General features: G+C 62.6%; 24 protein-coding genes. 13 read left to right on the top strand and 11 right to left on the bottom strand.

The features are described 5' to 3' along the window. Positions 1-6 precede the first annotated feature (6 nt). On the bottom strand, positions 7-630 hold the full coding sequence (locus AB4O23_RS04230; protein WP_017528654.1) for a CDP-alcohol phosphatidyltransferase family protein: 624 nt from the start codon (positions 628-630) through the stop codon (positions 7-9). A gap of 308 nt (positions 631-938) precedes the next feature. On the opposite strand from AB4O23_RS04230, the gene hflK (AB4O23_RS04235) reads away from it, so the two are divergent. The 8 genes from hflK (AB4O23_RS04235) to cfaB all read left to right on the top strand — a co-directional run bounded on the left by hflK (AB4O23_RS04235) (position 939) and on the right by cfaB (position 10,113). After that, the gene (hflK, locus tag AB4O23_RS04235; protein WP_065879223.1) at positions 939-2,864 is read left to right on the top strand and encodes a protease modulator HflK; all 1,926 of its coding nucleotides are present in this window, start codon (positions 939-941) and stop codon (positions 2,862-2,864) included. Positions 2,865-2,873: 9 nt separating this feature from the next. Continuing rightward, positions 2,874-3,869, top strand: coding sequence for a protease modulator HflC (hflC, locus tag AB4O23_RS04240; protein WP_370737716.1), 996 nt, complete (start codon positions 2,874-2,876; stop codon positions 3,867-3,869). Then, entirely contained in the window at positions 3,866-4,900 is a 1,035-nt protein-coding gene (gene hflK / locus AB4O23_RS04245) for a protease modulator HflK (protein ID WP_017528651.1), read from the top strand. The genes hflC and hflK (AB4O23_RS04245) overlap by 4 nt, the downstream gene beginning before the upstream one ends. Then, a complete protein-coding gene (locus AB4O23_RS04250) occupies positions 4,897-6,783 on the top strand; it encodes a cation-translocating P-type ATPase (RefSeq protein ID WP_065879224.1) in 1,887 nt (628 codons plus the stop codon). Before hflK (AB4O23_RS04245) ends, AB4O23_RS04250 begins: the two co-directional genes overlap by 4 nt. Before the next feature lie 117 nt (positions 6,784-6,900). Then, on the top strand, positions 6,901-7,152 hold the full coding sequence (gene bufA2, locus AB4O23_RS04255) for a BufA2 family periplasmic bufferin-type metallophore (protein WP_017528649.1): 252 nt from the start codon (positions 6,901-6,903) through the stop codon (positions 7,150-7,152). A gap of 64 nt (positions 7,153-7,216) precedes the next feature. Continuing rightward, complete coding sequence (gene bufB / locus AB4O23_RS04260; protein ID WP_017528648.1) at positions 7,217-8,062, top strand: MNIO family bufferin maturase; 846 nt, start codon at positions 7,217-7,219, stop codon at positions 8,060-8,062. Next, entirely contained in the window at positions 8,053-8,841 is a 789-nt protein-coding gene (locus tag AB4O23_RS04265; RefSeq protein ID WP_017528647.1) for an HvfC/BufC N-terminal domain-containing protein, read from the top strand. Before bufB ends, AB4O23_RS04265 begins: the two co-directional genes overlap by 10 nt. A gap of 87 nt (positions 8,842-8,928) precedes the next feature. Further along, positions 8,929-10,113: a C17 cyclopropane fatty acid synthase CfaB gene (gene cfaB, locus AB4O23_RS04270; RefSeq protein WP_017528646.1), complete on the top strand. Its 1,185-nt coding sequence runs from the start codon at positions 8,929-8,931 to the stop codon at positions 10,111-10,113. 127 nt (positions 10,114-10,240) lie between these two features. Here the strand turns inward: cfaB and cls are convergent, their stop codons facing one another. Then, positions 10,241-11,680: a cardiolipin synthase gene (gene cls, locus AB4O23_RS04275; protein WP_116078258.1), complete on the bottom strand. Its 1,440-nt coding sequence runs from the start codon at positions 11,678-11,680 to the stop codon at positions 10,241-10,243. A 130-nt stretch (positions 11,681-11,810) separates the two neighbouring features. Between cls and AB4O23_RS04280 the strand changes: the two genes are divergently transcribed. Continuing rightward, positions 11,811-12,332 (top strand): DUF3617 domain-containing protein, encoded by a 522-nt coding sequence (locus tag AB4O23_RS04280; protein ID WP_065879225.1) that lies wholly within the window; start codon positions 11,811-11,813, stop codon positions 12,330-12,332. Here AB4O23_RS04280 and AB4O23_RS04285 read toward each other — a convergent pair. From AB4O23_RS04285 to folE2, 7 genes are read right to left on the bottom strand one after another with little or no spacing between them, the layout of a single operon-like run. Next, positions 12,329-13,666, bottom strand: a complete 1,338-nt coding sequence (locus tag AB4O23_RS04285; protein WP_460062367.1) for a dihydroorotase — start codon at positions 13,664-13,666, stop codon at positions 12,329-12,331. The two genes, AB4O23_RS04280 and AB4O23_RS04285, sit on opposite strands and share 4 nt — an antisense overlap. 3 nt (positions 13,667-13,669) lie before the next feature. After that, positions 13,670-14,230 carry a gamma carbonic anhydrase family protein gene (locus tag AB4O23_RS04290; RefSeq protein WP_003231797.1) on the bottom strand — a complete coding sequence of 187 codons (561 nt, stop codon included), beginning with the start codon at positions 14,228-14,230 and terminating at the stop codon, positions 13,670-13,672. Beyond that, positions 14,227-14,640, bottom strand: a complete 414-nt coding sequence (gene hisI, locus AB4O23_RS04295; protein ID WP_017528642.1) for a phosphoribosyl-AMP cyclohydrolase — start codon at positions 14,638-14,640, stop codon at positions 14,227-14,229. Before hisI ends, AB4O23_RS04290 begins: the two co-directional genes overlap by 4 nt. Further along, a complete protein-coding gene (locus tag AB4O23_RS04300) occupies positions 14,637-15,515 on the bottom strand; it encodes a metal ABC transporter substrate-binding protein (RefSeq protein WP_065879226.1) in 879 nt (292 codons plus the stop codon). Before AB4O23_RS04300 ends, hisI begins: the two co-directional genes overlap by 4 nt. An 11-nt stretch (positions 15,516-15,526) precedes the next feature. Further along, entirely contained in the window at positions 15,527-16,393 is an 867-nt protein-coding gene (locus tag AB4O23_RS04305) for a metal ABC transporter permease (protein ID WP_017528640.1), read from the bottom strand. After that, complete coding sequence (locus tag AB4O23_RS04310) at positions 16,393-17,061, bottom strand: metal ABC transporter ATP-binding protein (protein ID WP_065879227.1); 669 nt, start codon at positions 17,059-17,061, stop codon at positions 16,393-16,395. Before AB4O23_RS04310 ends, AB4O23_RS04305 begins: the two co-directional genes overlap by 1 nt. Then, complete coding sequence (folE2, locus tag AB4O23_RS04315; protein ID WP_017528638.1) at positions 17,058-17,948, bottom strand: GTP cyclohydrolase FolE2; 891 nt, start codon at positions 17,946-17,948, stop codon at positions 17,058-17,060. Before folE2 ends, AB4O23_RS04310 begins: the two co-directional genes overlap by 4 nt. Positions 17,949-18,077: 129 nt before the next feature. Here folE2 and AB4O23_RS04320 point away from each other — a divergent pair, with 129 nt between their 5' ends. Next, on the top strand, positions 18,078-19,280 hold the full coding sequence (locus AB4O23_RS04320) for an N-acetylmuramoyl-L-alanine amidase (protein ID WP_017528637.1): 1,203 nt from the start codon (positions 18,078-18,080) through the stop codon (positions 19,278-19,280). Here AB4O23_RS04320 and AB4O23_RS04325 read toward each other — a convergent pair. Then, positions 19,277-19,645 (bottom strand): hypothetical protein, encoded by a 369-nt coding sequence (locus AB4O23_RS04325; protein WP_017528636.1) that lies wholly within the window; start codon positions 19,643-19,645, stop codon positions 19,277-19,279. The genes AB4O23_RS04320 and AB4O23_RS04325 overlap by 4 nt on opposite strands. A gap of 203 nt (positions 19,646-19,848) precedes the next feature. On the opposite strand from AB4O23_RS04325, the gene zigA reads away from it, so the two are divergent. From zigA to AB4O23_RS04340, 3 genes are read left to right on the top strand one after another with little or no spacing between them, the layout of a single operon-like run. After that, the gene (gene zigA, locus AB4O23_RS04330) at positions 19,849-21,054 is read left to right on the top strand and encodes a zinc metallochaperone GTPase ZigA (RefSeq protein WP_017528635.1); all 1,206 of its coding nucleotides are present in this window, start codon (positions 19,849-19,851) and stop codon (positions 21,052-21,054) included. Then, entirely contained in the window at positions 21,054-21,698 is a 645-nt protein-coding gene (locus tag AB4O23_RS04335; RefSeq protein ID WP_065879228.1) for a DUF1826 domain-containing protein, read from the top strand. Before zigA ends, AB4O23_RS04335 begins: the two co-directional genes overlap by 1 nt. A gap of 44 nt (positions 21,699-21,742) precedes the next feature. Next, positions 21,743-22,705 carry a CobW family GTP-binding protein gene (locus tag AB4O23_RS04340; RefSeq protein ID WP_460070308.1) on the top strand — a complete coding sequence of 321 codons (963 nt, stop codon included), beginning with the start codon at positions 21,743-21,745 and terminating at the stop codon, positions 22,703-22,705. Here AB4O23_RS04340 and AB4O23_RS04345 read toward each other — a convergent pair. Continuing rightward, positions 22,699-23,094: a DUF3301 domain-containing protein gene (locus tag AB4O23_RS04345; RefSeq protein WP_017528632.1), complete on the bottom strand. Its 396-nt coding sequence runs from the start codon at positions 23,092-23,094 to the stop codon at positions 22,699-22,701. The two genes, AB4O23_RS04340 and AB4O23_RS04345, sit on opposite strands and share 7 nt — an antisense overlap. Positions 23,095-23,202: the final 108 nt, after the last annotated feature.

Genomic DNA, 23,202 nt, shown 5'->3' on the forward strand with positions numbered 1-23,202 from the left:
AAATCCTTATGCAGAAGGGGAAATGGAGTGTTCTTCTTTGAGACCCTGACGCACCCGGTTGACCAGGGTGTAGGCGAGCAGGGCCGCGACCAGCCACATCACCGTGTCGACCCAGCCGGCGCCGAGCCAGCCCAGCGCGACGCCGGTGGCCAGCACGCCGAGTACAAAGGCCCGATCACTCTTGCCCATCGGCCCGTCGTAGCGTCGCGAAGCGCCGACCATGGGCCCGAGCACGCCGGCGTATTCGCTGAATACCGCGAGCAGCGCCACCAGCAGCACCGGCGCCAGGCTTACCCCGGGGATCAGCGCAAACGGCAGGATCAGCGCGCTGTCGGCGATCACGTCACACAGTTCATTGAGGTAGGCGCCCAGGCGTGACTGCTGGCCGAACTCCCGGGCGAGCATACCGTCGATGGCGTTGAGGGCCATGCGCAGGATCATCCACAGCGGGATCAGCGCAAACAGCCACACATGCTGGGCGAAGCTGGCGATCAGCAGGCCCACCAGCAGCGAAACCACGCCGGCCAGCACCGTGATCTGGTTGGCGGTGGTGCCGTTGTCATACAGACGCTGCACGAGGGGCCGCAGCAGGTTTTGAAAACGCGGTTTGAGCTGATAGATCGAAATCATGGGGAGGTGACGCTTCCTTGTCCGTGGGCCCGCGAAAAACTGGTTGGGAGTGTGCCGATTAAACGCAGCATGCACCAGTGATGGCTCGTGTTTATGGGGGGTTAATCACGATTTCGAACGCGCACGGGAGCAAATGTGGGAGGGGGCTTGCTCCCGCTCGCGGTGGGTCAGTCACTACAGGCCTGGCCGACATACCGCCATCGGGAGCAAGCCCCCTCCCACAGGGGGTCTGTGGTGTATTCAACGAACAAAAATTTCACGCCCCGTGTTATATCGTAACGAACTGTGTGTGAGCGGGCGTTAAGTCGATGCAAGTGGATTTAGAAGCTGACGGCGCTTCGGTGGAAGGCCTTCCGCGTTTTCAGCAGGGGTTGTTCCATGCCCGTCGATTGCGCCAGGCCGGTGCCAGCCTGACGGTGCTGGCCGTCGGCGGTTGGGTGTTGGCGTTGTTTGTCGCGTTGTTTGCCCCGTTGTCGATCTGGCCGGTGGTGTTGATCAACTGTGCGTCGGCATTGCTGGTGCTGGTGGCGGGGTTGCAGTCGGCCTGGTGGGTGGCGGACTGGCGCGCCCAGGCGTTGGAAGAACCGACGGTTGAGCTGATCCCTGCGCCGGCTGAAGACCCTGGCGTCTATGCACGCCTGGTCGGTCGTCTGGGCAGTGGCTTGCTGGCGCAGATCGGCACGCCGGTGTTGTGGCTCGCGGGTTGGTCGCTGCTGGCGCTGATCAGCATTATCGAATTCTGGAACCTGGCGCTGCCGGCCGCGGTGGTCGGCCAGTCCGCCAGCGTTGGCGCTGCGCTGGCGTTGGCATTGGCGTTTGGCTTGCTGGTATTTGAGCGGCGCCTGGCCCAGGAAACCGCCGCGCAATGGCCGGAAGCTTCGCAACTGGCCCAGTTGAGCCGCGTGGCGATTACCTGTCTGCTGGTCAGCGCGGTTTGCCTGCTGTTTGCCGGTGCCGAATCGGTGTGGCCGTTGCGCCTGGTGGTGCTGATCGGCCTGCTGCCGGCGCTGGTGGCGGTGGAGTTTCTGCTGAGGGGCGCGTTGTCGCTGTTCAGCCCGCGCCAACCGCGCCTCGAACCGCGTCTGATGGCGCAGAGTTTTATCGCCGGGCTGCTGCGCTGGCCGCCACAGCCGCTGCTGGCGTTGCAGCATGAATTGCACAATCGCTTCGGCATCGACCTGCGTCAGATCTGGGCCTTTACCTACATGCGCCGCGCATTTTTGCCGGTGCTGCTGGTAGTGCTCACGGTGGGATGGGCGCTGACCGGCGTGCATGAAGTGCCGCTGCAAGGCCGTGGGATCTATGAGCGCTTTGGCAAACCCGTGCAGGTGTTCGGCCCGGGCTTGCATGCCGGTTTGCCGTGGCCGCTGGGCCGCGTGATCAGCGTGGAAAACGGCGTGGTGCATGAACTGGCTACCAGCGCCAGCGAAGCCGCCGCGCCTGAGCTGGCCCCGGCCGAAGGCCCGCCGCCCGCCATCGCCAACCGCTTGTGGGACGCCAGCCATGTGAATGACAAGTCCCAGGTGATCGCCAGCAGCCGTGGCGACAAGCAGGGCTTCCAGATCGTCAATATGGACGTGCGTTTCGTCTACCGCATCGGCCTGACCGACCAGGCCGCGCTGGCCGCGACCTATCACAGCGCGAATGTGCCGAGCCTGATTCGCAGCACCGCCAGCCGCATCCTGGTGCATGACTTCGCCTCGCGCACCCTCGACGAATTGCTCGGTGAGCAGCGCACCCTCTTGGCTGACGAAATCGGCCGCGCCGTGCAGGCCGACCTGCAAAAGCTCGACAGCGGCGTGGAAATTCTCGCCACCGTGGTGGAGGCCATCCACCCTCCGGCCGGTGCCGCGAATGCCTACCACGGCGTGCAAGCCGCGCAGATCGGCGCCCAGGCGCTGATCGCCCGCGAGCGCGGCGCCGCCAGTGAGCACACCAACCAGGCGCTGCTGCAAGCCAGTACCGCCCGCGACCGGGCCCTGGCCACCGCGCGTGAAGTGAATGCCGGCGCCCAGGCGGCGAATCTGCGCTTTGCCGCCGAACAAAAAGCCTACGCCAGCGCGGGCCAAGCCTTCGTGCTGGAGCAATACCTTGGCCAACTGAGCCAAGGCCTGGCCAATGCCAAGCTGCTGATTCTGGATCACCGCCTGGGCGCCGACGGCGCACCGACGATCGATCTGCGTTCTTTTACCTTGCCGGCCGACCCTTCGGTGCCGCGTAAAGCCGTTCAATAAGGAGTCTGTCTGTTGAGCGCTCATTCTCACGATCACGGTCATCACCATCATCACGGCCACCACCATCACCACCACGGCGATGAACACGCGGCCGGCCCCTTTCCTTGGCGGCGCATGGCCTGGGCCGTGTTGCTGGTGCTGTTTGCGGTCGCGGCGGCCAGCCTGGTGCAGGTGCGCTCCGGCGAAGCCACGGTCATCACGCGCTTCGGCAACCCCTCGCGAGTACTGCTTGAGCCGGGCCTGGGCTGGCGTTGGCCGGCTCCGTTCGAAGCGGCGATCCCGGTGGACCTGCGCCTGCGCACCACCTCCAGCGGCTTGCAGGACGTGGGCACCCGCGATGGCCTGCGTATCATCGTGCAGGCCTATGTGGCGTGGCAGGTGCAGGGCGACGCCGACAACGTGCAGCGCTTTATGCGCGCCGTGCAGAACCAGCCGGATGAAGCGGCGCGGCAGATTCGCACGTTTGTCGGTTCGGCGCTGGAAACCACGGCGGCCAGCTTCGACCTGTCCAGCCTGATCAATACCGACGCCAGCCAAGTACGCATTGCTGATTTTGAAGCGCAGTTGCGCCAGCAGATCGACCAACAATTGCTCACCACCTACGGCGTGCGCGTGGCCCAAGTGGGCGTCGAGCGTCTGACGCTGCCCTCGGTGACTCTCACCGCCACCGTGGATCGCATGCGTGCCGAGCGCGAAACCATCGCCACCGAGCGCACCGCCGTAGGCAAGCGTGAAGCGGCGCAGATCCGTTCCGCCGCCGAGCGCGATGCGCGCATCGTGCAGGCCGACGCCACGGTGAAAGCCGCCGATATCGAAGCGCAATCGCGGGTCGAGGCGGCGCAGATCTATGGGCGCGCCTACGCCGGCAACCCGCAGTTGTATAACCTGCTGCGTTCGCTGGATACCCTGGGCACGGTGGTCACGCCGGGTACCAAAATAATCCTGCGCACCGATGCCGCGCCGTTCCGTGCGCTGGTGGATGGGCCCAAGGACATTCAGCCATGACCGAGCGTGACAGCCCGGACAGCCCCTGGATCCAGGCCGGACGCCTGACGTTCATGGCGCTCTACGCGGTGACGGTGTTGGCGGCGTTGGCCTGGGCGTTTTCCAATGTGCGCCAGATCGACCCGCAAAACCGTGCGGTGGTGTTGCACTTCGGCGCCTTGGACCGCATCCAGAACGCCGGGCTTTTATTGGCTTGGCCGCAACCGTTCGAGCAGGTGGTGCTGTTGCCGGCGGCCGACCGTGTGATCGAGCGGCGAGTGGAGAACCTGCTGCGTTCCGATGCCGCGATCCAGGCCGACCGCGTGGCCAGTTTCGCCACACCCCTGAGCGATGCCCTGGCCGGTTCCGGTTACCTGCTGACCGGCGATGCCGGGGTGGTGCAACTGGATGTGCGGGTGTTCTACAAGGTCACCGAGCCGTATTTCTTTGTATTGCAGGGCGACCACGTTTTGCCGGCCCTGGACCGCTTGGTGACGCGCAGTGCCGTGGCCCTCACGGCGGCGCGGGACCTGGACACCATCCTGGTGGCGCGACCCGAACTGATCGGCAGCGACAACGGCGCCGCCGAACGTCGCGAGCGCTTGCGCGGTGACTTGGTACAAGGCATCAACAAACGCTTGGGGGAGCTGACCTCCAGCGGCCTGGGCCTGGGCATCGAAGTGACGCGTGTGGACGTGCAGTCGAGCTTGCCAAGCCCGGCGGTGAATGCGTTCAACGCGGTGCTCACTGCCAGCCAGCAGGCTGACAAAGCGGTGGCCAACGCCCGCACCGACGCAGAAAAACTCACCCAGACCGCGACCCAGGCGGCCGACCGCCTGGTGCAGGTGGCCCACGCCCAGGCCAGCGAGCGTCTGGCCAATGCTCAGGCGCAAACCGCCACCGTCACCAGCCTCGCCCAGGTCAAAGACCCAGGCCTGCTGTTGCGGTTGTACCGCGAGCGCCTGCCGAAGATTCTCGGCCAGGCCGGCTCTGTGACCACGGTCGACCCTAAAGACGACTCCCGCTTGATCATCCAGGGAGCCGAGCAATGAGCGCACCCATGCTGACCTCCGTCGAGCAGCGCAGCGCCGCCCGGCAATTGACCCTGGCGATGTTGGCGCTGGGCTTGCTGATGCTGGGCCTGGTGTGGCGCTGGCTGGCGCCGGATCAGAGCGGTGTGAGCCAATTGCTGCTGGGCGTCGCCTCGTTGCTGGTGGCCGTGCCGGTGATGCGCTCGGCCTGGTTCAGCCTGCGCTTCCCCAGCCTGCATGGCATTACCGACCAACTGATCGCCCTGGCCATGCTCGGTGCCTGGGCCACGGGCGATCTGCTGACCGCTGCGTTGTTGCCGATCATCATGATCTTCGGCCATGTGCTGGAGGAGCGCAGCGTGATCGGCTCCCAGGAGGCGATCCATGCCCTGGGCAAGCTGACCCGCAGCCACGCACGCTTGGTGCAGGCCGACGGCAGCATTGTCGAAGTGGACAACGGCACGTTGAACACCGGCGATATCGTCGAAGTGCGCGCCGGTGACCGCGTGCCGGCCGATGGCGTGGTGCTGTCCGGCCAGGCGAGCCTGGACACGGCGCCGATCACCGGGGAATCGGTACCGTTGGAAGCCAGCGCCGGTATGCAGGTATTTGGCGGGGCGATCAACCTCGACGGGCTGTTGCGCCTGCAAGTGACGCGCACCGGCGATGAGTCGACCCTGGGCAAAGTCATCGCATTGATGCAGAACGCTGAACGTTCCAAGCCGCCGATCACGCGGCTGTTGGAGCGCTATGCGGGCAGTTACATGGTGTTGGTGTTGTTGCTGGCGGCGGTGACCTGGTTTGTGACTAACGATGCCCAGGCAATGCTCGCCGTGCTGGTAGCGGCGTGCCCCTGTGCGTTGGTGTTGTCGGCGCCGGCCACGGCAATTGCCGGGATCGCCGTAGCGGCGCGCCACGGGATCCTGATCCGCAGCTCGGCGTTCCTTGAAGAGCTGGCGGACTTGACCTCGTTGGTGGTCGACAAGACCGGCACCCTCACCTTCGGCACCCTGCGTTTACAGTCCATTCAAACCTCGTTTCCGGATCGCCAGGCGCTGCTCAACCTGGCGGCCAGCCTGGGTTCGGCCAGCAGCCACCCCGTCAGCCGCGCGTTGGCCGGGTTGGCGGTTCAGGAACACCTGCTGGCGTTGACCGACATTCGCGAACGCCAGGGTCTGGGCGTGGTGGCGCAGACCGGGCAGGGCGAAGCGGCGCTCGGACGGCCGGAATTGTTCGACCAGTTGGGCATTGTCACCACCACGGTCCCCACCCATGACGGCCCGATTGCCGGGCTGGCGCTCGACGGGCAATTCCTTGCCTGGCTGCTGCTGGCCGACAGCGTCAAGCCGGAAGCGCGTCAGGCCTTGCAGGAACTGCGCGACCTGGGCCTGGGCCGCCAACTGTTGCTGACCGGCGACCGTCAAAGCGTGGCCGACAGCCTGGCGCTGGACGTGGGCATCAGCGATGTCGAAGCCCAGGCGTTGCCCGAGGACAAACTCAATCGTGTGCTGGGGGAAATCGGCAGCGGTTTCCGGCCGATGGTGGTGGGGGATGGGATCAACGATTCCCTGGCGCTCAAGGCCGGTGTGGTCGGCATCGCCATGGGCGCGGGCGGTGCGGATATCGCGCTGGCATCGGCGGATGTGGTGTTGATCGGCAGCGACCTGCGCCGATTGGGCACGTGTGTGCGCTTGAGTCGTCAGTGTCGGCATACCTTGCAGGTCAATGTGATCATTGGCCTGGGTTGGACGTTGGCGATCGTGGTGTTTGCCGCATTCGGGTGGTTGGGGGCGGCGGGGGCGATGATCGCGGCGGTGTTGCACAACCTCAGTACGTTGCTGGTACTGGGCAACGCCGGGCGTTTGCTGCGGTTTCAAGAGCCGCTGTTGAAGCTCGACGAATAAATTCCAGAAATTTTTGCCCAGGGCTGTAACGCCGGTGAGGCGCCTCACTCTAGGGGTGTGTCGAGACTGAACAATCCGTTCAGTCCGACACCCCTACCGATCATGAGGAAGACAACCATGAAGATTAAATCCGCTGCTGCTGGTGCCGCGCTCGCGATGGCCGCCGCTACCCTGTTTGCCGGTGTTGCCACTCAGGTACAAGCGGCAGATGCGCCAGTGCATTGCTACGGCGTGACTTCGTGCAAAGGCATGAACGATTGCAAGACCGCTGAAAACGCCTGCAAAGGCCAGGCAGTCTGCAAAGGCCACGGCTTCAAGGCCATGACCAAGGCTGAGTGCGCCAAGGCGGGCGGCAAAGTCGGCGAGTAATCGGCCAACGCGTGTAACCGCAGCGCAGCCCCAGCGCTGCGGGCACGTTTCAAAGGAGCGAGTCATGTCCGCTTGCCTTCCAAGCCTGGGTTACGGCCTGGGCTTACGCAGTGAGTATTACCAGCAGATCCTTGAACAGTCGCCGGCCGTGGATTGGTTCGAAGTGATCTCCGAGAATTACCTGGTGCAGGGCGGTAAGGCCTTGTACTTCCTGGATGCCATCGCCGAGCGCTACCCGCTGGTGATGCACGGGGTGTCCTTGTCCATCGGCGGGCCCCATGCCCTCGATACCGACTACCTGAAACAGATCAAACAGCTCGCCGAGCGTATCCAGCCGGCGTGGGTTTCCGATCACCTGTGCTGGAGCCGTGGCAGCGCGCACCAGTTGCATGACCTGCTGCCGCTGCCGTACACCGAAGAAAGCCTGTATCACGTGGCCGGCCGCGTTCGCCAAGTGCAGGATGTGTTGCAGCGCCCGCTGGTGCTGGAAAACGTCTCCAGTTATGTGCGCGCCAGGGCGGATGAGTTCACCGAGTGGGAGTTCCTCAACGCCCTGACCCATCTAACGGGGTGCCAGTTGTTGCTGGACGTGAACAACGTATATGTCAGCTCGCGCAACCACGGGTTCGACGCCTGGACCTTCATTCGCAATGTGCCGCCCCAGAGCATTCGTCAATTGCACCTGGCAGGGCATATGGACTACGGCGACTACGTGGTCGATACCCATGACCATCCGGTGTGCGATCCGGTGTGGGCTCTGTATCAACAGACCCTGGAGTATGTGGGGCCGGTCTCGACGCTGCTGGAGCGCGATGACCATTTTCCGCCGTTCCAGGAGTTGCTCGGTGAACTGAGCAAGGCCCGCGAATTGGGCGCCGGCGCCCTGGCCAGGAGGGCTTTATGCGCCTGATCGATTGGCAGTTGGCTTTCGAACAGCATCTATTAACGCAAGCGCCTGAGGCCAACAGTGGCTTTGCCGCCACCTTGCTCGGTGGGCCGACGCTGGATGTGGACACGGGCCTGGCGATCTACCACAACGCTTACATGGCGCGGTTGCAGGAAGTGTTGCGCCATGACTTCGGCGCCGTGCTGTATTGGCTGGGTGATGAGGAATTTGCCGCGCTGGCCGAAGCCTATGTGCGTCGCTACCCGTCGGCCCATTACAGCCTGCGCTGGCTGGGTGAGCGGTTGCCGGCGTTTATCCTCGAGCATTTTGTGGCCGAGCACAGCGCGCCGCTGGCGGAGCTGGCGCGGTTGGAATGGGCCTTTACCCTGGCATTCGATGCGCCGCAGGGCTTGCCGCTGGCCCTGGACGATATGGCGCTGCTGCCACCTGAGGATTGGCCGGGTTTGCAGGTTGAGCTGACGCCGTCGGTGCAGACGCTGCTGTGCCGTTTCAACTCGCTGGCGATCTGGCGCGCGAGTAAAGATCAAGCGGATTTCCCTGGCAGCCACGCCCTGGACCCCGCGCAGATCTGCCTGGTGTGGCGCCATCAGCATGTGTGCAACTACCGCAGCCTTGAGCCCGCCGAGGCATGCGCCATCGCGGGCATGGTGACGACTGGTTGGACCTTCGCAGAACTGTGCGAGCAACTGGCAGTCACTTATTCAGAGGGTGCGCCATTGCAGGCGGTTACGTGGCTCAAGCAATGGATCCAGGAGGGCTTGCTGCAGCGGCGAGTCTTATAGAAGAGCGCTATCAAATCGATAGCCTCCTACTTTTTCTGGGGATGGTCTACCCTCTCAGCAGACGTCTGAAACAAGGGGGGACTACTCATGCTCGCGCAACTTCCACCGGCCTTACAGAATCTACAGCTACCGCTGCGTCTTCGACTCTGGGATGGCCATGAATTCAACTTGGGCCCCGAGCCCAGTGTGACCATCGTGGTGAAGGACCCCACGGTTGTGACGCAACTGACCCATCCGACGCTCGATACATTGGGCGAGGCTTTCGTCGAGGGCAAACTGGAGCTGGAAGGCTCCATCAGCGAAGTGATCCGGGTGTGTGACGAGTTGAGTCACGCCCTGGTCGAGGACGACGAGGGCAGTCGACCGGTGCGCTCGATCCACGACAAGGCAACTGACGCAGCGGCGATTTCCTACCATTACGACCTGTCCAACGAGTTCTACCAGCTGTGGCTGGACCAGGACATGGCGTACTCCTGCGGTTATTTCGAAACCGGCAGCGAGTCCATCGACCAAGCCCAACAAGACAAATTTCGCCACCTGTGCCGCAAGCTGCGCTTGCAGCCGGGGGAATATTTGCTTGATGTGGGCTGCGGCTGGGGCGGGCTGGCGCGTTACGCGGCGCGGGAGTTTGGGGTGAAAGTATTTGGCATCACCCTAAGTAAAGAACAGCTGGCACTGGCTCGGGAGCGGGTGAAAGCCGAGGGCCTGGACGGCCAGGTCGACCTGCAATTGCTCGACTACCGCGACCTGCCCCAGGACGGCCGCTTCGACAAAGTGGTGAGCGTGGGCATGTTCGAACACGTCGGCCACGCCAACCTGGCGCAGTACTGCCAGACGTTATTCGGCGCGGTGCGCGAGGGCGGCCTGGTGATGAACCATGGCATTACCGCCAAGCATACCGACGGCCGCCCGGTGGGCCGTGGCGCCGGCGAGTTTATCGAACGTTATGTCTTTCCCAACGGCGAGTTGCCGCACTTGGCAATGATGACCGCCGAAATCAGCGAAGTAGGGCTTGAAGTGGTCGATGTCGAAAGCCTGCGCCTGCATTACGCGCGCACTCTGGACCACTGGAGCGAGCGCCTGGAAGACAACCTGGAAGCGGCGGCGAACATGGTGCCGGAGCAGGCACTGCGTATCTGGCGGCTGTACCTGGCCGGCTGCGCTTACGCGTTTGCGCGGGGTTGGATCAACCTGCACCAGATCCTGGCGGTGAAGCCGCATGCCGATGGCAGCCATGAACTGCCGTGGACACGGGAAGACATCTACCGATAACCGAAGAACGGTGGTGTTTCAAATGTGGGGGCTTGCTCCCGATAGCAGGGTGTCAGGCACTGCATCTGTGACTGAGCCACTGCTATCGGGAGCAAGCCCCCTTCCACATGTTGTCCCGTGTTGTTTGTTAGAGAATCGGTGAGATCAAGCGCGCCACGCGCATGCCCAGTTGTTGCAAACGCCGCGTCTCACGGCTTTCTTCCTGGCTGACTTCATGGGCGTGGGCGAAGTCATCCAGCAGCATGTGCTCGACCTCTTTGGCGAAGGCTTCATCGACGGTCAGCAGCATCACTTCGAAATTCAATCGGAACGAACGGTTGTCCATGTTCGCACTGCCGATGGCGCTGATTTCGCTGTCCACCAGCACCACCTTCTGATGCAGGAACCCTGGCATGTAGCGGAACACCCGCACCCCGGCGCGCACGGCTTCGATCGCATACAGACTGGAGGCGGCATACACGATGCGGTGGTCGGGCCGCGACGGCAGTAGCAGGCGCACATCGACACCGCGCAGCACCGCCAGGCGCAGGGCGGCAAACACCGCCTCATCGGGGACGAAATACGGGCTGGTGATCCACACGCGCTCGGTCGCCGCGTGGATGGCCTCGACAAAAAACAGCGAGCAGGTTTCATAGGCGTCCGCCGGGCCGCTGGCGAGCAATTGGCAGAGCACGCCGTCTTCGGGGTAGGCGTCGGGCAGGATCAGCGGCGGCAGTTCCCGGGCCGCCCAGAACCAGTCTTCGGCAAATGACTCCTGCAGGCACGCCACCACCGGGCCGGTGACTTGCACATGCGTATCGCGCCAGGGCGCCAGCGGCGGTTTTTTGCCCAGGTATTCATCGCCCACGTTATGCCCGCCGACAAAACCGGTGATGCCATCCACTACCACGATTTTTCGGTGGTTGCGGAAGTTGACCTGGAAGCGGTTCAGCCAGCCGCTGCGGGTGGCGAATGCCTTGACGCGGACCCCGGCGTCGCGCAGCGACTGCACATAGCGATGGGGCAGGGCGTGGCTGCCGATACGGTCATACAGCACGTAGATGCTGACGCCTTGCTCGGCTTTTTCCTTGAGCAGGGCATGCAAACGGCGGCCGAGGTCATCGTCATGAATGATGAAAAACTGAAACAGCACTGCCGTTTTGGCAGTGCGGATGGCTTCGAAAATCGCGCTGAAGGTGGCATCGCCATTCACCAGCAGGCGTACTTGATTGTTTGCCAGGCACGGCATGCGCCCCAATTTGGGCATGGCGCGCAGCGAGGCGTAGGCGCTGGAGTTGCGTGCGGCCAGGGCTTCTTCGACCCAGGGGCGCCAGTTCAGCTCGGTGATAGCGGTGTGCATTTCCTGGTTGGCCTGACGGCGGGCCTGGATATACGCGTCGAACGTGCTGCGGCCGAAAATCAGATAGGGGATCAGCGTGAGATAGGGCATGAACATCAGTGACAAGGCCCAGGCGATCGAGCCTTGAGCGGTCCTGACGGTCAGCACCGCATGGATCGCGGCAAGGGTCCCGAAAAAGTGCAGCGTGGCGATGAAGTAGGCGAGCAGGTGCGGGCCGAAGAAATCCATGAACAACATCACTCCAGGCAGTCCATTGCCTAACAGACCATGTTCGGCCTTGAATGTCGCTATTTTATTTGCCATGCAACGCTGGCCCGTTTGCAGCGTCTAACGCCCACAATTACCCAGGAGTTACCCGATGAATGCTCGTCTGCTTGGTTTAGCCATGGTTGTTGGTTTGTCGCTGCCGGTGGCAGCACAGGCGCAGATGTTGGCGCCGGGCTTGTGGGAATTGACCACCAGCAATATGAAGGTCGATAACCAGGACCTGCCGGACTTGTCCCTGATCCTCGGTCAGCTCAAGCAACAGATGACCCCCGAACAGCGCGCCATGCTGGAAAAACAAGGCATCACCATGGCCGGCAAAGGCGTGCAGGTGTGCCTCACGCCGGCGCAGGTGGCTTCGGACTCGATCCCCCTGACCGACCCGCAATCGGGTTGCAAACAGCAAGTGACCGACAAGACCGGCAACCAGTGGAAATTCCGCTTCAGTTGCCCGAAAGCCCAGGGCACCGGCGTCGCCACTTTCCAAAGCCAGAAGGAGTTCACCACCACTGTGAACGGCACCTTCAATGCCACTGGCATTCAGCAGAAGGGCAGCCTGGATACCCACGCCCAGTGGCTGGGCAACGACTGCGGTACAGTCAAACCGCGCGCTTAACGCGCAAACTGCAGCGGCAGGCCCTGGCAGCTTTCGACCACCTGGCCGTTGTGCCACGCCAGGTGGCCCGACACCAGGGTGGTGCTGACGCTGTGGCGAAAGCGGCGTTCGGCGAACGGCGTCCAACCGCAGCGGGCCAGGACCGGTTCATCGCACACCGGCTTGCCTTCAGGCACGGGGTTGATCAGCACAAGATCGGCCCAATAGCCTTCGCGCAGGTAACCGCGGTCCGCGATCGCAAACAGGTCGGCGACACGGTGGCTGGTTTTGGCCACCAGCGTGGTCAGCGGTAAATGCCCGTCCGCCACCAGTTCCAATAGTGCCGGCAGCGCGTGTTGCACCAGCGGTAAACCGGACGGTGCTTCGCGATAGGCCAGCTGTTTTTGCGCCCAGGTATGCGGCGCATGGTCAGTGCCGATCACGTCCAGACGATCACTCAATAACGCCAGGCGCAGCGCGTCGCGGTCGGCGCGTGTCTTGATCGCCGGGTTGCATTTGATCTGGTGGCCCAGGCGGTGATAGTCGCGGTCATCGAACAGCAGGTGGTGCACGCAGACCTCGGCGGTGATGCGTTTTTCGGCCAGGGGTTTGTCGTCGAACAGCGCCAGCTCGCGGGCGCTGGTGAGGTGCAGCACATGCAGGCGCGTGCCGTGACGCTTGGCCAATTCCACCGCGAAAGACGATGAGCGATAGCACGCTTCGGCGTCACGGATCAGCGGATGGGCGACGGCGGGGATCTGGTCGCCAAAGCGCTCGCGCAGACGCGCTTCGTTGGCCTGGATGCTTGGCGTGTGCTCGCAGTGGGCCAGCAGGATGGTCGGCACTTGCGCGAACAGGCGCTCCAGGATGCGTGGGTCGTCCACCAGCATGTTGCCGGTGGAGGCGCCCATGAACACTTTGACTCCGGCCACCTCCCGAGGGTCGAGCGCGGCGACGGTGTCGAGGTTGTCGTTGCTCACCCCGAAGTGAAAACCATAATTGGCCACCGAATGCAGGGCCGCGCGGCGCTTTTTGTCGGCCAGCTCTTGCAGGTTCAGCGTGGCCGGGTGGGTGTTGGGCATGTCCATGAAACTGGTGATCCCGCCCGCCACCGCCGCCCGGGACTCACTGTAGAAGCTGCCTTTTTCCGGTGCGCCGGGCTCGCGAAAGTGCACTTGGTCATCGATCATGCCCGGTAACAGCCACTGGCCTTTGGCATCGATGGACAGCGGGGCGTTACAGCCCTGGATGCTGCTCGCGATCTTCTCGATACGGCCATTGGCGATCAGGACGTCGGCGTCGAACATCCGGCCTTCGTTGACCAGGCGGGCATTGCGGATCAGCAGGCGACTCATGGCTCAGAACTCGTTTTGCAGGGCTTTGTAACCGCGCACCAGGTCGACATTGGTGCGCGCTACGTCTTCGGAAAACTCCGAAGCGCTGACGCTCACTGGCGGGAATTGCGACAGGTCGGTGTTGGGGCCGATGCGGGTGGTGGAGGGCACGTAGAACGCATCCGGCAAGTCGCGGCCGTCGACCACTGAGTTGTGGCGCACCACGCAGCCGTCGCCCACCACGCAGTTGAACAGCACGCTGTTGAACCCGATGAACACACGGTCACCCACGGTGCAGGGGCCGTGGACGATGGAACGGTGGGCGATGGAGGTGAATTCGCCGATCGTCACCGCCGCGCCGGATTTGGAGTGGATGACCACGCCGTCCTGGATATTGGAGTTGGCGCCGATGGTGATGGGGTCCATGGCGCCGCTGGCGTCGACTTCGTCGGCACGGATCACGGCGTAGGGCCCGACGAAAACGTTCTCGCCGATGATGACTTTGCCGCAGATGATGGCGGTCTTGTCGACATAGGCCGATTCGGCAATCACCGGCAGATCGCCGGAAGGGTTCTTGCGGATCATTCAGCAGGCTCCGTAATGATGTGTACGTGGTCGCCGTCGATGGCGTTGTAGAAACAGGTCGGGCGGCCGGTATGACAGGCAGGGCCCAATTGGTTGACGATCAGCAGCACCGCATCGCCGTCGCAATCCAGGCGTGCTTCGACCAATTGTTGCCAGTGGCCGGAAGTCTCGCCTTTGCGCCACAGCTGCCGGCGCGAGCGTGACCAATAGCAGACGTGCCCGGTGGCCAGGGTCTCGTTGAGGGCCTGGCGGTTCATCCAGGCCAGCATCAACACCTGGCCGTTACCATGTTGCTGGGCGATGGCGGCGATCAGGCCATCGCTGTTCCACGGCAGGGCGTCGAGCACGGCGTCGAGTGGAAAGCGGCTGCCGAGGGCAGCGCTTTCCAGGTCGAGCATGCTCAGGTTCATGGCTTGCTCAGCGCGGCGCACAGGGTGTTGAGGTTGTATTCGAACAGGCCGGTAAAGGTGCTGGCCGGGCCTTCGGCGGCGAGGGCATCGGAGTACAGCGTGCCGCCGATCTGCGCGCCGCTTTCATCAGCGATCTGCTTGAGCAGGCGCGAGTCTTTGATGTTTTCCATGAACACGGCCTTGACCTTGTCTTTGCGGATCTGGGTGATCAGCGCGGCGACTTCGGCAGCCGAAGGCTCGCGTTCGGTGGACAGGCCCTGGGGCGCCAGGAACTGAATGCCATAGGCCTGGCCGAGGTAGCCGAAGGCATCATGGGAAGTGACGATGCGACGGTTGCCCGCCGGCAGGGCGCCGAACTTGGCCTTGGCTTCGGCCAGCAGGCGGTAGATTTCCTTGAGGTAGGTTTGACTGTTGCGCTGGTAGTCGGCGGTGTTGGCCGGGTCAGCGGCGATCAGCGCCTTGGTGATGTTGTTTACATAGATTTCGGCATTGGCCAGGTTATGCCAGGCGTGTGGGTCTGGGATGGTTTCGCCGTCTTCGTCCATGGTGTGCGAGATCACGCCCTTGCTGGCGGTGACGACCGTGGCCTTGGTTTCGGTGCTGGTCACCAGGCGGTCCAGCCAGGGCTCGAAGCCCAGGCCGTTTTTGATGATGACGTTTGCCTTGAGCAGCGCCTTGGCGTCGTCCGGTGAAGGTTCGTAGGTGTGGGCATCGGCGTCGGGGCCGACCATGTTGCTGATCTGGATGTGATCGCCACCAATCTGGTGGGTCATGTCATCGAGAATACTGAAGCTGGTAACCACCTGGAGTTTGTCGGCGGCCTGGGCCATCGACAGCGGCAGCAGCAGACTGAACAGCACGAGTAGAGCGCGCATCGGGAAACACCTCATTGGGATGACAGCAAGGGCGGGCGGCGCAGCAAACCGTGCACCGGCCCGAAGACCACGGACAGCAGGTACCCACCGCCGGCCACCAGCACAATCGCCGGGCCGCTGGGCAGTGAGTAGTAAAACGAGAGCAACAAGCCAAGCCACACCGACAGGCATCCCAGCACCGCCGATACGGCGATCAACACCGGCAGGCGCCGGCTCCAGAAACGTGAAGCGATGGCCGGCAACATCATCAAACCCACCACCATCAATGCGCCGATGGCCTGGAAGCCGATCACCAGGTTCAGCACCACCAGCGTCAGAAACAGCCCGTGGGCCAGCGGGCCCAGGCGGCTGACGGTTTGCAGGAACAGCGGGTCGAGGGTGTCCAGCAACAGCGGTTTGTAGATCAGCCCCATGGCGATCAGGCTGAACCCCGAGACCCAGAGCATGCCGGTGAGGGTGGTTTCATCCACCGCCAGGGCCGAGCCGAACAGCAGGTGCAGAAGGTCTAGGCGTTTGCCGGCGATGCCAAGGATGAGCACGCCGGCGGCGAGGGAGATGGGATAGATGGCGGCGAGGCTGGCGTCCTCGCGCAGGCCGGTGCGACGGGTGATCCACGCCGACAGCCCAGCCATGCTCAGGCCGGCGCCGAGGCCGCCGATGGTCAGCGCGGGCAGGCTGAGCCCGGCGAACCAGAAGCCCAGGGCGGCGCCGGGCAGGATGCCGTGGGCCACAGCGTCACCGATCAGGCTCATGCGCCGCAGGATGAGGAATACGCCCAGCGGCGCGGTGCTGCATGCCAGCACCAGCCCGCCGATCAGGGCGCGGCGCATAAAGACGAAGTCGGCGAAGGGCATCCACAGGTGGGCGGCGAAGTGCATCAGGCCACCTGCATCTGGGGCTGTGGGCGGATCAGTTCTTTACTGGCGCCGAATATGCAGCCCGTGTTTTTGATTTGCAGCACTTGGTGGGTGTGTTGGCGCACGGATGCCAGGTCGTGGCAGACGATGACCAGCGTGCGGCCTTGGTCATGCCAGGCGTGAATGTGTTTCCAGCACAGCGCCTGGCCGTCCTCGTCGAGGGCGGCATGGGGCTCATCCAGCAGCAACACCGGCGAATCTGCCAGGCTCATGCGGGCGAGCAGGGCGCGTTGCAACTGCCCGCCGGACAAGGCCATCAACGGGCGCTGTTCCAGGCCGCCGAGGCACCAGTCTTCCAGCACCGCCTCCAGGCGTTCGCGGCGTTGCGGCGGGGCGAGTTGGGTGCCCCAGAAGCCTGCGGCAACCAACTCTTGCAGGCTGATCGGAAACTGACGGTCGAGGTGTTGTTGCTGGGGCAGGAACGCCAAGCCACCACGGCGTGGAACATTCACGGCGACTTTACCCGCCAATGGCTTTTGCAGGCCGGCGATGACTTTGAGCAGGCTGCTTTTGCCACAGCCATTGGGGCCGATCACGCCGGTGAGGCTGCCTTGTTGCAGGGTGAAATCCACAGCGGGTGTAAGCGGTTGGCCGGGGGCGCCCCAGCGTAAAGCGGTGCAGGTGATCATGCAGGGTCTCTCGTCCAGCGGCTTTCAGCCACGGCATCGTGCGCGTGCAGGCTTTCGGCGTGGACCACTTTGAGGTGGAAGGCTTTGACCGCATCCGAGCGCTTCAAGGCGAGGTTCAGACGGCGGGCGGCGTCTTCGCAGAACATCAGGTTCTGCCCGTTGGCCAGGGCGAAGGCTTGTTCGTCCGCACGTTTCACTGCGGTTTGTACGGCAGTGCCGAGGGCGGCTTCGGCGTCGTTGATCAGGTCGGTCAGGGCCAGGTGCTCGCCTTGCAGGTACACATGCAATTGCGCGCTGCTGCGCTGGCTGTGGGGTGTGGCGACGATACCGTTGGCGCTGCCAAGCCACGTGAGGACGTCTTCATGCTGCAACGGCGTGTTGGCGAAGTCGTCGAGAAATTGTTGTTGAATCAGTTGCCTGGCAAGCGCAGCGGAGCAGGGGCACGTCGAGGAATACGTCACGTCAATTTTTTGTTCCACGTGGAACATCTGGTTTTCCAGGCGCGCTTCGATGCTCACCGGGTAGCGCTTCCAGCCGGCCAAAGGGCTCACCAGCGCAGGCCGCTTCAATAGCAAATGGGTATGGAGACGCAGGTAGGCGTTCTTAGATAAATCTTCATGACTGTCGAGAAAGCGCTGCAGTACATTGCGCAGAAGTGCCGGTGTGAGGGGTTGCTCGTCGAGCATCTCCAGCGCCAGGTACAGGCGTGACATATGAATGCCACGGGCGCTGCCATCGTCCAGGCTGACGCCCGCGTCGGCGGTGGCGGTCAGGCGCTGACCGTCGATCAGGATTGGCAGGGCAACGCCGCACATGCCCACCCAGTCGAGTGGCAAGGCTTGGCGTAAAGCCTGCCCGGCGATATCCGGCAGAGTCAGCGCATTCATAAGCAGGTCCATCGTTGGAAATAATTCGACATGTTATAGTATAACAATAGAGTCGACGATGAATTTTCTGCCCCGGCTCTTTTTCGGTCATGTCGAGTACGGACGCTCCTTATATTTGCGGTATTTGTCATGCACAGACGTCAGCTTCTTAATCTGCTCCTGGTCAGCCCTTTGTTTGCTTTGCCGTTCGCAGCCCACGCCACGCAGATTCGCAACGCTCGTTTGTGGCGCTCGGACGACAGGCTGCGGTTGGTGTTCGACCTCAGTGGCCCGGTGCACTACAAGACCTTCTCCTTGACCGCACCGGAACGACTGATCATCGATCTGAGCGGTGCAGGCCTCAGTGGCGATTTTTCTCAACTGGAACTGAAAAACAGCGGCATCACTTCGATCCGATCGGGACATTTCGGCACGGCGGACACGCGCATCGTGCTCGACCTGGCCGCGCCGATGCAGCTCAACAGCTTTGTATTGCCACCTCAGGACGGGCAGGGGCACCGCCTGGTGCTCGACCTCACCAGCGCCACCCAGGCGCCGCGTCAGATTGCGTCTGCACCCAGCCCATTGGTGGAGAAAGCCCACCCCAAGCGCGACATCATTGTGGTGGTCGACCCCGGGCACGGCGGTAAAGACCCGGGCGCCGTCGGCTCCAAGGGCCAGCGTGAAAAAGACGTGGTGCTGTCCATCGCCCAATTGCTGGCCAAACGCTTGAAACGCGAGAAGGGTTTTGACGTGAAACTGGTGCGCAACGATGATTTCTTCGTGCCGCTGCGCAAACGCGTGGACATTGCGCGCCAGCACAAGGCCGACATGTTCATCTCGGTGCACGCCGATGCGGCGCCACGGCTTACGGCCTCGGGGGCGTCGGTGTATGCATTGTCCGAAGGCGGCGCAACGTCGGCCACCGCACGCTTCATGGCACAACGTGAAAACGGCGCGGATTTGCTGGGGGCTACCACGTTGCTCAATCTCAAAGACAAGGACCCGATGTTGGCCGGGGTGATTCTCGACATGTCGATGAACGCCACCATTGCCTCCAGCCTGCAATTGGGCAGTTCAGTGTTGGGTAGCCTGCAAAACATCACCAGCCTGCACCAGAAACGCGTGGAGCAGGCCGGGTTTGCGGTGCTCAAGTCGCCGGATGTGCCGTCGATCCTGGTGGAGACCGGTTTTATTTCCAATGCCCAGGACGCCCAGCGACTGGTTACCGCACGTCACCAACAGGCGGTGGCGGATGGCTTGTTCGACGGCCTGAAAAACTACTTCCAGAAGAATCCGCCGATGAACAGCTATATGGCCTGGGTTCAGGAGCAGAAGAACAGTCAGGTCTAACAGCCGGTGATGCGGCTGCAGGTGAATTTGGCGCTGGCCCCGCCCGAGCTGGAAAACCGGTTGATCGTGGTCCAGCCCACACGCCGGGTATAACCCACCCACGCCTCGCCATCCGATGCCAACCCGGTAAAGAACGTCAGCTGGCCATAGCGGCTGTTGGTCTGGGCCCAGTAGCGTTTGCCGATCACCTCAACACCGCGCAAATACGTGGTGGTACCCACCGTCGCCACGCTGTAGGCATTGCCTTGCGGGTCTACACAGGCGAGCAGGTTGGCGCTGCGCGTGCAGTTGGCCAGCGGGCTCGGCACTTGAGCGCAGACAGGCCAGGCTGCTGTCAGTAATACGACGCACAACAGGCGTTTCATAGTGTTTCTCGGGGTAGGGAAGCGTTCAAGCATTGCGCCCTTCGTCGTAAGGAGCAAGCGGATTGGCTTATTTGTGTTGTTATACTATAACATTAAAGGCCAGCCTGACCCGTGAACCGTTTATCAAAGCCAAAGAACGTGAAGAGCTGCGCGAACGCCATAAACGGGCGGTTTGACCGGCCAACCCTGATGAGGACCACCTGATGCCCAATCGTCTCCCCGTTACCGTGTTGTCCGGCTTTCTCGGCGCCGGTAAAAGCACGCTGCTCAACTATATTTTGCGCAACCGCGAAAACCTGCGCGTGGCGGTGATCGTCAACGACATGAGCGAAATCAACATCGACGGCAGCGAGGTGCAGCGCGACGTCACGCTCAATCGTTCGGAAGAAAAACTGGTGGAAATGAGCAACGGCTGCATCTGCTGCACCTTGCGCGAAGACTTACTCGAAGAGGTCGGAAAACTCGCCAAGGAAGGTCGATTCGATTACTTATTGATCGAATCCACCGGCATTTCCGAACCCTTGCCGGTGGCCGAAACCTTCACCTTTCGCGATGAAAACGAGCAAAGCCTGGCCGATATCGCCCGCCTGGACACCATGGTCACCGTGGTCGACGGCCTGCATTTCCTGCTCGACTACCAGGCCGCCGAAAGCCTGGCGTCACGGGGCGAAACCCTGGGCGAAGAGGATGAGCGCTCCATCACTGATCTGTTGATCGAGCAGATCGAATTCGCCGACGTCATCCTGATCAGCAAGATCGACTTGATCAGCAGCCACGAGCGCGAAGAGTTGATGGCGATTCTCGAACGCCTCAATGCCCAGGCGGAAATCATCCCGATGGTCATGGGCGAAGTGCCACTGAACAAGATCCTCAACACCGGCCGCTTCGACTTCGAGCGCGCCGCGCAAGCGCCGGGTTGGTTGCAGCAATTGCGCGGTGAACATGTGCCGGAAACCGAGGAATACGGTATTGCCTCCACCGCCTATCGCGCCCGTCGACCCTTCCACCCGCAACGCTTCTTCGACTTTATCGACCGCCCCTGGGTCAACGGTAAGTTGTTGCGCTCCAAGGGTTTTTTCTGGTTGGCCAGCAAGCATCAGGATGCTGGCAGTTGGTCCCAGGCCGGTGGCCTGATGCGTCATGGGTTTGCGGGACGTTGGTGGCGTTTCGTGCCGAAAAGCCAATGGCCGCAGGATGAAGAAAGCGTCGCGGCGATCATGGGCAATTGGCAACTGAGCACTGGCGACTGCCGCCAGGAACTGGTGTTTATCGGACAGAACATTGATTTTGCCCACATGCGCGAGGAGTTGGACGCCTGCTTGCTCACCGATGAAGAAATGGCCCAGGGTGTTGAAGGTTGGCGCCTGTTGGCTGACCCATTTGGCCCCTGGTATGAAGAGGCAGCCTGATGCTTGCGCCCGTTTTCCCCTTGCGCCCGGTGGTGCGACAGACCCGCGGTGACAGCCCACTGGCGCTGTCAGACATCCTCGAAGACGGCGTAAACCTGGCGTTGTGGCAGCGCCAGTTGCCGCTGCATATCGCCGAATTCGGCGCCTTGCTGGTGGCACTTAACGAGCCGTTGGCCGATTCGATGGTTATCGAACTCATTAGCGAGGACGCCGCGCCGAACTTGCAGGGTTTAGCGTCCAGCTGCCGCGATCTTGAAGGTTACGAAGGGTTCATCGCCGATGTTGCCTGGCTGGTCAGTGCCTTTGCCTGTCTGCTCGGTGCCAAACGTATCGGCGTGCGCCTGCGCTTGCTGGATAAAGCCATGTGCCCGCGCTTTCATGTCGACCATGTGCCGGTGCGGCTGATCACCACCTATGCCGGCATCGGCAGCCAATGGTTGCGTGAAGGCGTCATGGACCGCCGCACGCTCAGCCAACCGGACGCCGAACCCAGTGAGCGCATCGAGCAGATCCAGTGTGGTGAAGTGGCCCTGCTCAAGGGCACCAAATGGCACGGCAACGAAAACCACGGCCTGATCCACCGCTCGCCCGCCTTGAAAGCCGATGAGCGCCGATTGATTCTGACGCTGGATTGGTTGGCGTAACCGCGTAGGATCAAACGCTCTACACGATCTGAATGATGTCCCTGATGCTGCAGAATATTCCCACCCATGTGATTGCCGGGCCCTTGGGCGCCGGCAAGACCAGCCTGATCAAGCACTTGCTGGCCCAGCGCCCGGCCAACGAGCGCTGGGCGGTGCTGATCAACGAGTTCGGCCAAATTGGCCTGGACGCCGCACTGCTGACGCAGGACGACGACGGCATCGCCATGGGTGAAGTCGCGGGTGGCTGCCTGTGCTGTGTGAATGGTGCACCGTTCCAGGTAGGTCTGGGCCGCCTGTTGCGTAAGGTCAAGCCGGATCGGCTGTTTATCGAACCGTCGGGCCTGGGCCATCCCGCGCAATTGCTCAAGCAATTACGCCAAGCGCCTTGGCAGAAAGTGCTAGCGATTCAGCCGTGTGTGCTGGTGTTGGATGCCCAAGCGCTGGCGGCGGGCAAACCCTTGCCGCCGGCACAGCAGCAGGCGCTGGAAAGCGCCGGGTTGCTGGTATTGAACAAGGATGAAGCGCTGGATGCCGCGCAGCGCCAGGCGATCGAACGGCAGTTACCCGATCGCCCACATTACTGGACCCGCCAGGCGCAGCTGCCGTTGGCCCGGCTCCCAGGCCTGGATGTGAAAGCGGGCGCCGCTGTGGATAACCTTGACGTGCCCATCGGTCTGGCGCAGATGCCGGCCGTGTGGAGCGATCCCGCGTTGCCGATTTGTTTGAGCCAGGCTCAGGAAGGAGGCTGGAGTATTGGCTGGCGCTGGCACCCAAGCCAGTCATTCGATCCGCAGCGTATAACGTCGTGGCTCAAGACCCTTGCGTGGTGCCGCGCCAAGCTGGTTATCCACAGCCGTGGCGTGTGGCTCTGCGCCAACGCTGTGGATAACCGCTCGCTCGCCTGGCAGCCCAGCGAGTGGCGTCGCGATTCACGTATCGAACTGATCTTCAATGCGCCACAGGATGTGGTGGCGTTGCAGGCCGCGCTGGTCGCCTGCCGTTACTGACGGTTCTTGGTGGCGTGATCCTGACGCCACTGGCTCAGCTCGATCACTTCGGCGCTGGGCAGCGCTTCCTTGGCTTCGAACGGGTAGGGCGCCAGCTCGATCTGCGCGCTGTGGGCGCCGAATTGAGTGATAGTGCCACTGTGACGGGACTCGCCCGTGACGGTGAACTCAAAGTTATAGACGCGCGCCAGGCGCCGCCGACCGTTGGCGTCCTTCACAAAGCCAATGCGCTTGAGCGCCACCGCGCCGTCGAGCAACTCGATATCGAGCTTGCTGCAATGTTGCTTGACCCGCGCCAGCGCTCGCTCGCGCAAACCGTGGTTATGCCACACCCAGGCGGCGCCGGTTGCCAGCAGCATCAACACGAAGATGTTTCCCAGGGTCAGCATGTGAAAAACTCCAACAAAGTGAGCGCAGCTTAACTGTGTCGTCGGTCTGTCGTACAGGCTGCGTTTAGTCGCATACTGCGCGGCCAGAATTTCAATGGTTTTACGGAA

The organism is Pseudomonas sp. H2_A10 (assembly GCF_054680085.1).